We start from the raw sequence: 12,483 nt of genomic DNA on the forward strand, positions 1-12,483 counted from the left end.
ACCCGCTCTCGTCGATCGATGGGCCGAGCGCTGCGACGGCGACGAGAACCGGCGATCCTCTCCCGGCTCGATCTGGCATCAGCGCCCCTCTTACCCGAGAGAAGATTCCATGCAGAGGATCTGGAGAGCCGCACTTGTCGCGGTCGTCGCGCTCGCGCTCGCCGCCTGCACGAACGCCGCCGCCACGTCCGGCAGCACATCGACGGACCAACTCAGGATCGGCACGCTCCTGGACGTCACGTCCTGGGACCCGGCCAACGCCGACATCGGCTTCGACGGTCCCTACCTGTCCGCCGTCTACGACCCGCTGGTCGCCCTGGACAAGAACTCCCGCCCCGTCCCCGCACTCGCCACGTCGTGGTCCTACTCCCCGGACTACCTGACCCTCACCATGCACCTGCGCACCGGGGTCTCCTTCAGCGACGGGCAGCGCTTCGACGCGGCGGCCGCGGTGCAGAACCTGGAGCACCTCAAGTCCGGGGTCCGCTCCGGCCAGACGTACGCCGACGTCACGAGCGTCACCGAGGTGGACCCGGACACCATCGCCCTCCACCTCAAGAAGAAGAACGACTCGCTGCTCTACTACATGGGCCTGGGCCGCAGCTGGATGGCCTCACCCGCCGCCATCAAGGCCAAGAGCCTCACCGCCGCACCGGTCGGCTCCGGCCCGTACACCTTCCGGGCCGGCGAGTCCACACCCGGATCGCAGTACGTGTTCACCGAGAAGCCCCGGCACTGGGACCGCGCCACCTACCCGTACCGCACGGTGAAGGTGTTCCCGATCGCCGACCCGACCGCCAGCTTCAACGCCATGCTCTCCGGCCAGCTCGACGTCAACTACGCCAACGCGGCCGACATCCCGTACGCCGAGCGCAACGGCTGGAACGTCGCCTCGAAGGTCGCCACCTGGGTCGGCATCCAGTTCACCGACCGCACCGGCAAGCAGCTCAAGCCGCTCGGCGACGTCCGGGTGCGCCAGGCCATCAACCACGCCTTCGACGGCGCGGCCATCCTCAAGTCCGTCGGACAGGGCTCCGGCGTGGCCACCAACCAGGTGTTCCCGGCGGGCGACCCCGCCTACGACGCCTCGCTCAACGACCGCTACCCGTTCGACATGGACAAGGCCAAGCGGCTGCTGGCCGAGGCCGGCTACCCCGACGGCTTCCGGGTCACGATGCCGATGTCGTCGATCTTCCAGGCCTGGCAGCCCGCCGTACAGCAGATTCTCGGCCAGCTCGGCATCAAGGTGACCTGGAAGAACATGTCACCGGCCGACTACCAGAAGAACGCCTCCACCTTCCCGATGTTCGTGGCGGTCGTGGCCCTCGACTCCAACTCGGCGGCGTCGGTGGACGGCCGGATCGCCTCCCGCCAGTGGTTCAACCCGAACCCCTCCACCGAGGCGTTCCCCGAGATCCAGTCGCTGCTCGGCAGGATCCAGGCGGCCACCGGCGACCGGCAGACCGCGCTGATCCGCGAACTGGACGCCAAGGTCACCGACACGGCCTGGCAGGACGTCTGGTACCAGGCGAACAACACCTACTTCAGCATGAAGGGAATCACGGTGACCCCCATCACCGGCATGATGTTCCCGACCCTGCGGTTCATCCAGCGCGGCTAGGGCCGCTCGTCGGGTCATGCCGGGCTCGCGTGCCCTGGCACCGTCCTCACCGCGTCGCCGTCGGTTGCCGTGGCTCCGCCATACCGCCCGCCTCCGCCTCGCGATCCTCCCCCACCGCCTGAACAGCGTGGAAGGTGCCCCCACCACCAGACCCCGCTCCCTGCCCCGGCCTGATCCAGACGAAAGACCCTAGCTCCCGTCCCGGCGGCGGCCCGCCCCGACAGCCGGCCGCCGCGCCCAGAGGGGTCCCACATGATCAAATTCACCTTGCGGCGCCTGCTCTCAGGAGCCGTCCTCCTGGTGGTCGTCACCTCGGCCTCCTTCTTCCTGGCACATCTGGCCATCGGCGACCCCACCGCCGCCCTCCTCGGCGACAGCGCCACCCCCGTCCAGCGGGCCGCGCTGCGCCATCAGCTCGGCCTGGACCGGCCCCTGCTCGTCCAGTTCTGGGACTGGTTCTCCCACGCGCTGCACGGCGACTTCGGCACCTCCTGGCGCAACTTCCAGCCGGTCTCCGACCAGATCTCCATCCGTGTCCCGGTCACCCTGTCCGTCGTCATCGCCGCCACCGTCCTGGCCGCCCTCATCGGCCTGGCCGTCGGCATCGCCACCGGACTGCGCCCCCGCGGCGTCCTCGCCCGCGTCCTCAAGGTCGCCTCCGTCGTGCTGTTCGCCCTCCCGGGCTTCTGGGTCAGCCTCATCCTCGTCCTGACCTTCGCCATCAAGCTGCGCTGGTTCCCCGCCGTCGGCTACGTCCCCCTCGCGCACTCCGGCACCGAATGGCTGCGCTCCATCACCCTGCCGTCCATCGCCCTGGCCCTCGGCGCGATCGTGATGATCGCCGAACAACTGCGCAACGGCTTCCTGGAGGTCACCCACCAGGACTTCATCCGCACTCTCAGGGCCCGCGGCCTGTCCTCGCGGCGCGTCACCCTGCATGTGCTGCGCAACGCCTCGCCCGCCGCGCTCACCGTCCTCGCCGTGATGTTCGTCGGACTGCTCGGCGGCGCCATCGTCGTCGAGATCGTCTTCAACCTCCCGGGCATCGGCAGCCTCACCCAGTCGGCCAGCCAGATCGGCGACATCCCGGTGCTGCTCGGACTGACCGTCGTCACGGTCGTCTTCGTCGTCGTCGTCAACTTCCTGCTCGACCTCGTGCTCGGGTGGGTCAACCCGAAGGTGCGCGAGAAATGACCGAAGCCGCGTTCCCCGCCACACCCGAACCCGTCCAGGCCAGACAGCGCCTCTGGTCGCGCTATCTGCGCCGCCCCGTCGGCGTCGCCGCGCTCGCCGTCTTCCTCCTCGTCGTCCTCGTGGGCCTGTTCGCGCCGCTGCTCGCCCCGCACGACCCCAACTTCGTCGACTTCAACCTCACCCAGGCCCCACCCGGCCACGGCCACCTGATGGGCGGCGACTCCGCAGGCCGCGACATCTTCAGCCGGCTCCTGTACGGCGCGCGCACCACGCTGTACGGCGCCGCCGTCGCCTGCCTCGCCGGAGCCCTGCTCGGTGTCCCCGCGGGCGTGGCCGCCGGGTACTTCGGCGGCCCGGCCGACCGGATCTTCTCCTGGATCAGCGACGCCGCGCAGTCCGTGCCCGGCATGATCGTCCTGCTCATCGTCGCCGCGGGCACCGGCGCCGACTTCACCGTGCTGATGATCACCGTCGGCGCCTTCATGGCACCCGGCTACTACCGCATCTCCCGCTCCAGGGCGCTCGCCGTGCGCAAGGAGCCGTACATCGACGCGGCCCGGGTCGCGGGCCTCACCCACACCCAGATCCTGCGCGCCCACATGCTGCGGGCCGTCTACGCACCCGTCATCATCCAGTCCGCGCTGACCGCCGGCATCGCCATGGGGCTACAGACCGGATTGCAGTTCCTCGGCATCGGCACCGCGTCGAACCCCGACTGGGGCCAGATGATGAACGACGGGTTCCGCACCATGCTGACCCACCCGCTCATCCTGCTGTGGCCCTCGGCCGCCCTCGGCATCACCATCGCCGCCCTCGCCTTCATGGGCTCCACCCTCGCCGACCTGGTGAACTCGCGCACCGCACCGGCCCCCCGGCGCTCCCGTGCGGCCGCGGCGCCCCGCCAGGAGGGCGGCGCCACCGGCGAGTTGCTGCACTCGGCGGCGGACAGCGCGCTCAGGATCGAGAACCTCCGCGTCAGCTACCGCACCCCGCACGGCGACAAGCAGGTCGTGCACGGCGTGAGCCTGGACGTCGCACCCGGCGAAGTGCTCGGCATCGTCGGCGAGTCCGGCTCGGGCAAGTCGCAGACCGTCTTCTCCGCGCTGGACCTGCTCCCGGCCGACGGCACCGCCACCGCCGACGGCATCTGGGTCGGCGGCAGCGAGGCCGGCTCGCTCCCGCGCGCCAAGCGCCACGCCCTGCTCGGCACCCGCATCGGCTACGTGCCCCAGGAGCCGATGAGCAACCTCGACCCCTGCTACACCATCGGCCACCAGCTGACCGAACCCCTGCGCGCGGTGCACGGGCTGTCCAAGGCCGAGGCGGGGGAGCGGGCCCGCGCGATCCTCGAACGCGTCGGCATCACCGACCCCGACCGGGTGCTGGCCTCCTACCCGCACCAGATCTCCGGCGGCATGGCGCAGCGCGTCCTCATCGCGGGCGCGGTCTCCGGCAACCCCGGCCTGCTGGTCGCCGACGAACCGACCACCGCCCTGGACGTCACCGTCCAGGCAGAAGTCCTGGAACTGCTGCGCGAGTTGCAGGCGGAGTACGGAATGGCCCTGGTCATCGTCACCCACAACTTCGGTGTGGTCGCCGACATCTGCGACCGCGTCGCCGTCATGAAGGACGGCCGGATCATCGAGACCGGCCCGGTCGAGCAGATCTTCGGCGACCCCGGCGACCCGTACACCGCGGAACTCATCCGCGCCTCGCAGGACGACACCGAGAGCCGCGCCGACCTGGACGCGGCCTGGAACACGGCCGGACGGACGGTGCACTCATGACCACGGACACCCACGGGGACGCGCTGCTCGAAGTGGACGACGTCATCGTCGACTACCGCCGCGGACGCAGCACGTTCCGGGCGCTCAAGGGCATCTCCATGAAGATCGGCGCGGGCGAGTGCGTCGGCCTGGTCGGCGAGAGCGGCTCGGGCAAGTCGACCCTCGGCAAGGCCATCCTCGGCCTCGCCCCGGTCACCTCCGGCACCATCCGCTTCGACGGCCGCGACATCACCCACGCCAAGGGAGCCGAACGGCGCCGCCTGGCCGCCGACCTCCAGGTCGTCTTCCAGGACCCCTACGGCTCACTGGACCCCACCCTCACCGTCGGCCAGATCCTCGCCGAACCCCTCACCGCGTCCGGCACCGGCCGCGCCGAGGCACGCAAGGCGGTGGCCGAGATGCTCGACCACGTACGCCTGCCCGCGGACACCGTCACGCGCTACCCCAGCGAGTTCTCCGGCGGCCAGCGCCAGCGCGTCGCCATCGCCCGCGCGCTGGTGCGCCGCCCGCGCCTGATCGTCTGCGACGAACCGGTCAGCGCGCTCGACCTGACCACCCAGGCGGCGGTGATCGACCTGTTCATCGACATCCAGCGCGAGACCGGCGTCTCCTATCTGTTCGTCTCCCACGACCTGGGTGTGGTCCGGCGCATCTGCCACCGGGTCTCGGTCATGTACCAGGGAGAGTGCGTGGAGTCCGGACCCAACGAGACCGTCACCCGCGACCCCGGACACCCCTACACCCGCCGACTGCTGCTGGCCTCCCCGGTGGCCGACCCGGCCCGGCAGGCCGAGCGCAGGAGAAGCTGGCTCGGACTGCGGGCGGTGAGCACCTCACCCGTACCGTAGGCGCGACCATGCCGAAGATCATCGATCATGACCAGCGGCGGCGCGAGATCGTCGCGGTCGCCAGGAAGCTCATCGTCCAGGGCGGGTTCGAGGCCGCGACGATGAGGAGCATCGTCGCCGAGGCGGGCTTCGCCAACGGCGCGCTCAAACGCTACTTCCCCAGCAAGGACAGCATCGTCGCGGCCACCTTCCAGAGCGTGCTCGCGGAGATGAACGAACGGATGACAGAAGCCGGCGAACCGGCCCCCGACCCCGAGGAGGCACTGCGCCACGACATCGAGGCGACCCTGCCGCTCGACCGGTACCGCATCGACGGCGCCCGTGTGCTGCTCGCCCTGTGGGAGCACTCGGTCGCCAACGAGGAACTCGCCGAGCTGTACCGCGACCACCTGCGCCGGTGGCGTCGGCTGCTCGCCGCCCGCATCGCCGCGGCACGCGGCCGGGGAGAGCCGCCCGACGACCCGGCCGTGACCGGTCTCGCCGGGGAGGTCATCGGCATGACCATCGGGGCCAACGTCACCGCCCTGATGTTCCCCGACGGCGCACTCGTCCCCGAACACCGCGCCCACGTCGACCGGTTGATGCGGAACATCACCGGCGACTGACCCACGGGGGTGCGGAGCCCGCCGCGCCCCGCACCCCCGTACGCACCGCCCAGAAAAGGATCGTTCATGAATGTGCGAGGCCAGCTCTACATCGACGGGGAGTGGACGGCCGCCGCGGACGGCGCGGAGTTCACCACCCATGACCCGGCCACCGGGACGGCCCTGGGCACCTGCGCCCAGGCCGGACAGCCGGAGGTGGACGCCGCCGTCGCCGCCGCCGCGCGGGCGCTGACCGACCCCGCGTGGGCCGCGCTCACCGCGGCGGACCGCGCGAGACTGCTGTGGCGCGTCGCCGAACTCATCGAGCGCGACGCCGAGTTGCTCGCCGAGCTGGAGACCCGCGACCAGGGGCAGCCGCTCCAGGTCGCCCGCGGGGTGAGCGTCGCCGGGGCGGCCGAGCACTTCCGCTACTACGCCGGCTGGGTCACCAAGATCCAGGGCGCGGTCAGCCCGGTCTCCTTCCCCGGCACCCTGCACTTCACCCGCCGCGAACCGGTGGGCGTCTGCGCGCTCATCACCCCCTGGAACTTCCCGCTGATGATCGCCGCGTGGAAGCTGGCCCCCGCGCTGGCCTGCGGCAACACCGTCGTCCTCAAACCGGCCGAACAGACCCCGCTGACCGCCCTGCATCTGGTGCGGCTCTGCGCGGAGGCCGGACTGCCCCCGGGCACGGTCAACCTGCTCACCGGCGGTCCCGCCACCGGCCGGGCCCTCGTGGCCCACCCCGGCGTGGACAAGGTCTCCTTCACCGGCTCCACCGAGGTGGGACAGGAGATCGTCCGCGCCTCGGCGAACGACCTGAAGCGGGTCACCCTGGAACTGGGCGGCAAGGCACCCAGCATCATCGCCCGCGACGCCGACATCGACGCCGCCGTCCAGGGCAACGTCCAGGGCGCGCTGCTCAACAGCGGCCAGGTCTGCGCCGCCTACTCCCGCTTCTACGTGGACCACCGCCGCGCCCAGGAGTTCACCGAGAAGCTCGCCGCCGCCGTCGCCGCGCTGCGCCTGGGGCCCGGCATGTCCCCGGACACCCAGCTGGGGCCGCTGGTGACCGAGGAGCACCTGCGGCGGGTGGACACCATGGTCAAGAAGGGCGTCGCCGCCGGCGCCGAGGTGGTCACCGGCGGCGAGCGCGCCGACGGCCCCCTGGAGCACGGCAACTTCTACCGGCCCACCGTCTTCGCCTCGGTACGCGACGACATGGCCGTGGCCCGGCAGGAGATCTTCGGTCCCGTACTGCCCGTGCTCACCTACGAGGACGAGGAGGAACTGGCGGCACGCGCCAACGACACCCGCTACGGCCTGGCCGCCGCGGTGTGGACCCGGGACCTGTCCACCGCCCACCGGCTGGCCGGGGACGTCCGCGCGGGCGCGGTGTTCGTCAACATGCCCCCGGTCCCGGACCCGGCGGCACCCTGGGGCGGCTTCGGCTCCAGCGGCTGGGGCCGCGAGATGGGCTCCCACGCGCTGGACGTGTTCACCGAGACGAAGGGTGTGTGGATCCACCATGGCTGACACACCCGCCACCCGAGAGGAAGACCGCATGACCGACTCCACCACCGCGCACGACGGTGTCCGGGCAGCCGTGGAAGCGTATGTCTCGGCGGTGTGCGCCGGGGACCCGCAGGCCGTACGCGAAGCCTTCCGGCCCGAGGCGTACATGTGGGGCTACCTCGGCCGGGAACTGGTGTCCGCCCCGATCGGGGCGTTCTGCCAGGTCGTCGCGGCCGACTCGGGCGAGCGCGCCTGGACCCGGACGTACACCTACGACATCCGCTCGATCGAGGTGAGCGGCGAGGTGGCGGTGGCCGTGCTCGACGAACGCGGCTACCAGGGCGAGGACTTCACCGACCACTTCTCCCTGGTCCGCGAGGACGGACAGTGGCGGATCGCGTCGAAGACGTTCTTCCGCACGGCGGGCCCGGCGGAGTGACCCACCCCGCTCGCCCGGCACGGTCGGCGGGCGATCACCACGAGTAAGGGGTTGCCGCCGTCCGGCCCGGTCGGATAGGAAGCTCGCATGCTGAAGGGCGGCAAGGTCGGGCTGCGGGCCCGGCACGAGGACGACATACCGGTCCTGCGGACCGAGCTGTACGACGACGTGGTCAACGCCTCACGGGCCGAGGGCGGTCCGTGGCGGCCGCTGTCACCCGGCACCAAGGACCCGCGGCTCGTGGTGGACGGCACGGAGCAGAAGCACGTCCCGTTCTCCGTGATCGAACTGGACGGCGGCACCCTGGTCGGCACCGCGACGCTGTGGGGCATCGACACCCACAACCGCACCGCGCACATCGGACTCGCGCTGCTGCCCGCGTCCCGCGGCAAGGGCTACGGCACCGACGTGGTCGCGGTGCTGTGCCACTACGGGTTCGTCGTGCGCGGCCTGCACCGGCTCCAGATCGAGACCCTGGCGGACAACGACGCGATGCTGCGCGCGGCCGAGCGCAACGGCTTCGTCCGCGAGGGCGTGCTGCGCTCCTCGGCCTGGGTGATGGGCGAGTTCCTGGACGAGGTGCTGCTCGGACTCCTCGCCCGGGACTGGAAACCGGCGCCCCGGCCCGCCGGACGCTGAGCACCTTCCCCGTCCTGGCCACGGACCGGGGCTTGGCCCCGGCGAGCCGGGAACGCCGGTCCCGGCCGGACCGGAGCCGTGCCGTCCGTACCGGGGCCGTGCCGTCTGGGGCCGCGCCCGCTCGCTCAGTGCTCCCCGTCCGGCTCCGCCACCGCCCCGGCGGCCCGCGGCCAGTGCTCCCGCAGACGGCGGAGGTAGGACCGCGCCATCGGGCCCGGCGGCACGCCCCGGGCGAAGGCCCGCATATTGCGTTCGCCCGCGTTGTAGCCGAGGGCGAGCAGTTCGTCGCGCCGGTAGCGGCGCGCGTACCGCTGCGGCAGGACCCGGTCGAGGTCCCTGAGGTGGAGGGCCGCGGCGTGGACGGCGAAGGCGGGGTCGTCCCGGAGGTCCTGCCAGCGGCCCGTCAGCGCGTGCGCCCGCCGGACCTTCTCGAACGTCGCCCGGTGCATGTTGCCGACACCGAACGACGCGTCGCGCTTCCACCACTGCCAGACCCGTTCGAGCAGGGGATGGTGCGGCTTGTACGCCTCGTTGTGCAGCACGGCCATCAGCAGCACCGGTGAGATGCCCGCCTGCCGCGCGCTGCGCACCACGGTGGCGGCGTAGTCGGCGGGCTCGTAGCCGCCGGGCCGCAGCGGCGGGGTGGGTACGCCGTCCTCGGGGCCGGGCCCCGTTCCCTGCTCCCGCGCCGCTCGCGGTCCCTCGCTCATCCTGTCCCGTCCTTCCTCGTCCCGGCCGCCGCGGCGACCGCCGTGTGCAGGAGCACGTGCCCCCGCCCCACGGCCTCAATCCGACGGCTGCCGCCGGGCGGACGGCCGGGCGACGGTCAGCGGGTGAAGGTGAACCAGTTGACGTTGACGAACTCGACGGTGCTCTCCTCGAACGTCAGATAGACGTCGTGGACGCCGGTCACGGCCCGGGTGACGTTGGCCGGGACGGTGCGCCAGCTCTGCCAGCCGCCCGTGTCCCCGAGGTCGATCTCGGCGATCTGCGGCCCGGTGACGCTGTCCACCCGCACCCGGATCGCGCCGCTGACACCGGCGCCCACCCCGGAGGCGACCCGGGCGAGGAACTGCGCCGGGGCGGCCGGGCCGAAGTCCAGCGACGCGTACTTCAGCCAGTCCCCGGCGGCGAGATACCCGACGTCACGGCCGCCGCCGGTGTCGGAGCACGCCTCCGTCTGCGTGCCGCTCTGCGCGCTGTGGTCCTCGGCCTGGACGGTGGAGTAGGCGCTCGTGCCGCCTCCGCCCGGCGGGGTCGTCCCGCCGCCGCCCGGTCCGAGGGTGACCGTCCAGGAGGCGGGCGCCGGATCCTGGAGGTGCCCGTCGACCGGGGCGGAGCCGGTGGGACCGACGTCGTCGTACGGGAAGGCGTAGCCGATGCTCGCGTACCGGTGCACCAGCCGGGCGTAGTGGTTGGTGACCGACTCCGTGTAGTACTGGGCGGGGGTGACCCCGCTGGGCTGCGACGCGCCGCCGGAGACCAGCAGGCTGGAGCGGTTGAGGGCGGCGGCGAGACGGGCGGCGACGGCGGAGCGCGCGTCGGCGCCGGAGTTGTACAGCGGGCCGCTCGCGCAGCCGAAGATGTCGGCGGCGGAGGGCTTGGTGAAGGGCACCCCGTTGGTGTTGAGCCCGGCGAAGGTGAGCACGTCACCGCTGACGGTCCCGGAGTACGCGCCGATCGAGCCCTGACCGTCCACGGTGAGGGTGTGGGTGCGGTAGTAGTCCCACACCCGGTCCAGGTAAGGCCTCCAGTACGCGCCGAAGTCGACCGGCGCGTGCGAGGGCGCCAGGACGCGCAGGACCGTGCCCGCGGAGTCGGTCGCCACCAGCTGGTCCCAGGGCGCGCCGTCCGCCGCGTGCTGGTCCCGCAGCCCGGAGGCGATCGAGGCCAGGGCACCCGAGGGCAGCGCGGGCACCGACTGGTTCCCGGCGGCCCCGGTGGTGGCCATCGAGACGGGCAGGGCGACCATGTCGACGTAGCTGATGTTGGCGTACAGGTTCGCCGAGTTGTAGGTGAACTCGCAGAACGTCCAGCTCGTGGTCCAGTTGGGGTCGGTGCCGGTGAAACCGGGCTGCACCAGGCCGGGCACGCCGCCGTTGCCCCCGGGCGGGTTGACGAAGAACTGGATCTTGCGGCCGGCCGAGAACCAGACCCGGCCGCCGATCACGTAGTCGCGGAGCGTCAGCCGGGTCGGTGCCGACCCCGAGGCGCCCAGCGGGATCGCGTAGTCGGGTATCGGGGTCAGTACCGAGGACGGGCTCGGCAGCCGGTGGAAGACACCGTCCGCGGTGACGAAGCCGGGCCAGCCGGCGGTGTCGGCACCGGAGATGTAGGCGTAGACCGGCGCGGAGCCGCCCGAGTTGTTGGCGAGCGCGACGGGGAGCGCCGCGGCGAGGGCACGCGGAGCGGAGCGGGCCGCGGCGGTACCGGCGGCCGTCAGGGGGAGGGCGGCCGCGGTGGCCGCTGCGGTGGCGAGAAGGGCACGGCGGGAGAGCACAACGGCCTCCGGGATGGGTGTGGGGGTGGTCGCCTCGGGGAGACAGGGGAGAGTGGGAGCGGTACCACTACGGGACCACTATTGGACTGTGCCAATCTGCGGGTCAAGGGGCGTGCGGGAAAGGGGGGTTGGACGACCGGAGGTCCCGGTCCGGTTCGTCCCGTCCGTGGCTCGGGCCGCCGCTGTCCGCTCGGCACCGGGACGCCGCCCGCCGTGGCCCGGTGGCCGGGAGCCCCCCGAGAAGAACGCCGCAGGAGTCTTGGGAGACACTTTGCGAGGTACCCGGAACCCGGCGGCCGCGACGGGCCGTCTGACAGGGGAGTGAGCCCCTCGGGGCGCGAGAGTTGAGAGAGTGGGGCAGGTCATGGGACGGCGCAGGGGTGGCATACGGATCGCACTCGTCACGGGCGCGATACTGGTGGGCGTGAGCGCCTGCGGCCACGACGGCGGCAGCGACCGGGCGGGCGGGGACGACGCGAAGGCCCCGGCGAAGCCGAGCGCGACCGCCTCGCCGTCGCCGACGAAGCCCGCGGGGCCGCCGATGCTGCTGGACACGATCATGCCGCAGTCGAAGGCCACCGTCGGTGTCGCCATGCCCGTCTCGGTGGTCTTCAGCAACCCGGTGGCGGCCAAGGCGCGGGCCACGGTCGAGAAGCACATGAAGGTGAGCGCCTCCCGGCCGGTGACCGGCGCCTGGCACTGGTTCGGCGACAAGCGCGCCGACTGGCGGCCCAAGGACTACTGGCCGTCCGGCACCGAGGTCAAGGTGGACGTCGACATGCGGGGCGTCGCCAACGGCAACGGGCGCTACGGCGTGCGCGAGTACACGCACACCTTCAAGGTCGGCGACGATGTGCGCGCCGATGTCTCGGTGCGCGGCCACACCCTGAAGGTGACCCGCAACGGCCAGGCGGTGCGCACCCTGTCCATCAACGCGGGCAGCGCCCAGTACCCGACCTGGAACGGCACCATGGCCGTCATCGACAAGGAGAAGACGGTCCACATGACCTCATGCAGCGTGGGCATCAGCTGCACCAAGGGCGCTCCCGACTACTACGACCTGACGCTGCCCTGGGACATCCACCTCACCCAGTCCGGCACCTACGTGCACTACTCGACCGGCGACCCGAACCCGGGCAGCGGCAGCGCCCGCGGCTCGCACGGCTGCGTCCACCTCTCCCTGTCCGACGCCGAGTGGTTCTACGGACAGGTCAAGCAGGGCGACCCCGTGACCATCACCGGCTCGCCCCGGGCCAAGGCGGACCCGGACAACGGCTACGCCGACTTCAACCTCGGCTGGGACCAGTGGCTCACGGGCAGCGCGTCGGGCGAGGGCACGACCGCGGCGCTGTGAGG

11 protein-coding genes are annotated in these 12,483 nt (G+C 71.9%); 9 read left to right on the plus strand and 2 right to left on the minus strand.

The features are described from left to right. Window positions 1–109 precede the first annotated feature (109 nt). From ACWDYF_RS32745 to ACWDYF_RS32780, 8 genes are all read left to right on the plus strand, one after another. Window positions 110–1,621 carry an ABC transporter substrate-binding protein gene (locus tag ACWDYF_RS32745; RefSeq protein ID WP_381736954.1) on the plus strand — a complete coding sequence of 504 codons (1,512 nt, stop codon included), beginning with the start codon at window positions 110–112 and terminating at the stop codon, window positions 1,619–1,621. A gap of 252 nt (window positions 1,622–1,873) precedes the next feature. After that, window positions 1,874–2,815, plus strand: a complete 942-nt coding sequence (locus tag ACWDYF_RS32750) for an ABC transporter permease (RefSeq protein ID WP_381736953.1) — start codon at window positions 1,874–1,876, stop codon at window positions 2,813–2,815. Continuing rightward, window positions 2,812–4,602: a dipeptide/oligopeptide/nickel ABC transporter permease/ATP-binding protein gene (locus ACWDYF_RS32755; RefSeq protein WP_389474061.1), complete on the plus strand. Its 1,791-nt coding sequence runs from the start codon at window positions 2,812–2,814 to the stop codon at window positions 4,600–4,602. Before ACWDYF_RS32750 ends, ACWDYF_RS32755 begins: the two co-directional genes overlap by 4 nt. Then, complete coding sequence (locus ACWDYF_RS32760; protein ID WP_389474059.1) at window positions 4,599–5,450, plus strand: ATP-binding cassette domain-containing protein; 852 nt, start codon at window positions 4,599–4,601, stop codon at window positions 5,448–5,450. The genes ACWDYF_RS32755 and ACWDYF_RS32760 overlap by 4 nt, the downstream gene beginning before the upstream one ends. A gap of 8 nt (window positions 5,451–5,458) precedes the next feature. After that, window positions 5,459–6,055 carry a TetR/AcrR family transcriptional regulator gene (locus ACWDYF_RS32765; RefSeq protein ID WP_381736951.1) on the plus strand — a complete coding sequence of 199 codons (597 nt, stop codon included), beginning with the start codon at window positions 5,459–5,461 and terminating at the stop codon, window positions 6,053–6,055. Between the two features lie 66 nt (window positions 6,056–6,121). Then, window positions 6,122–7,570: an aldehyde dehydrogenase family protein gene (locus tag ACWDYF_RS32770; protein ID WP_389474057.1), complete on the plus strand. Its 1,449-nt coding sequence runs from the start codon at window positions 6,122–6,124 to the stop codon at window positions 7,568–7,570. Window positions 7,571–7,598: 28 nt separating this feature from the next. Further along, window positions 7,599–7,988 carry a nuclear transport factor 2 family protein gene (locus tag ACWDYF_RS32775; RefSeq protein WP_389474055.1) on the plus strand — a complete coding sequence of 130 codons (390 nt, stop codon included), beginning with the start codon at window positions 7,599–7,601 and terminating at the stop codon, window positions 7,986–7,988. Window positions 7,989–8,075: 87 nt separating this feature from the next. After that, window positions 8,076–8,627 carry a GNAT family N-acetyltransferase gene (locus ACWDYF_RS32780; protein ID WP_389474053.1) on the plus strand — a complete coding sequence of 184 codons (552 nt, stop codon included), beginning with the start codon at window positions 8,076–8,078 and terminating at the stop codon, window positions 8,625–8,627. Window positions 8,628–8,752: 125 nt separating this feature from the next. Here ACWDYF_RS32780 and ACWDYF_RS32785 read toward each other — a convergent pair whose 3' ends face one another. Both ACWDYF_RS32785 and ACWDYF_RS32790 read right to left on the minus strand, forming a co-directional pair. Continuing rightward, a complete protein-coding gene (locus ACWDYF_RS32785; RefSeq protein WP_389474051.1) occupies window positions 8,753–9,337 on the minus strand; it encodes a lysozyme family protein in 585 nt (194 codons plus the stop codon). Window positions 9,338–9,453: 116 nt separating this feature from the next. Further along, on the minus strand, window positions 9,454–11,127 hold the full coding sequence (locus ACWDYF_RS32790) for a beta-1,3-glucanase family protein (protein WP_389474049.1): 1,674 nt from the start codon (window positions 11,125–11,127) through the stop codon (window positions 9,454–9,456). Between the two features lie 364 nt (window positions 11,128–11,491). On the opposite strand from ACWDYF_RS32790, the gene ACWDYF_RS32795 reads away from it, so the two are divergent. Further along, entirely contained in the window at window positions 11,492–12,481 is a 990-nt protein-coding gene (locus tag ACWDYF_RS32795) for a L,D-transpeptidase (protein WP_389474047.1), read from the plus strand. Window positions 12,482–12,483 lie beyond the last annotated feature (2 nt).

The organism is Streptomyces sp. NPDC003284 (genome assembly GCF_053589675.1).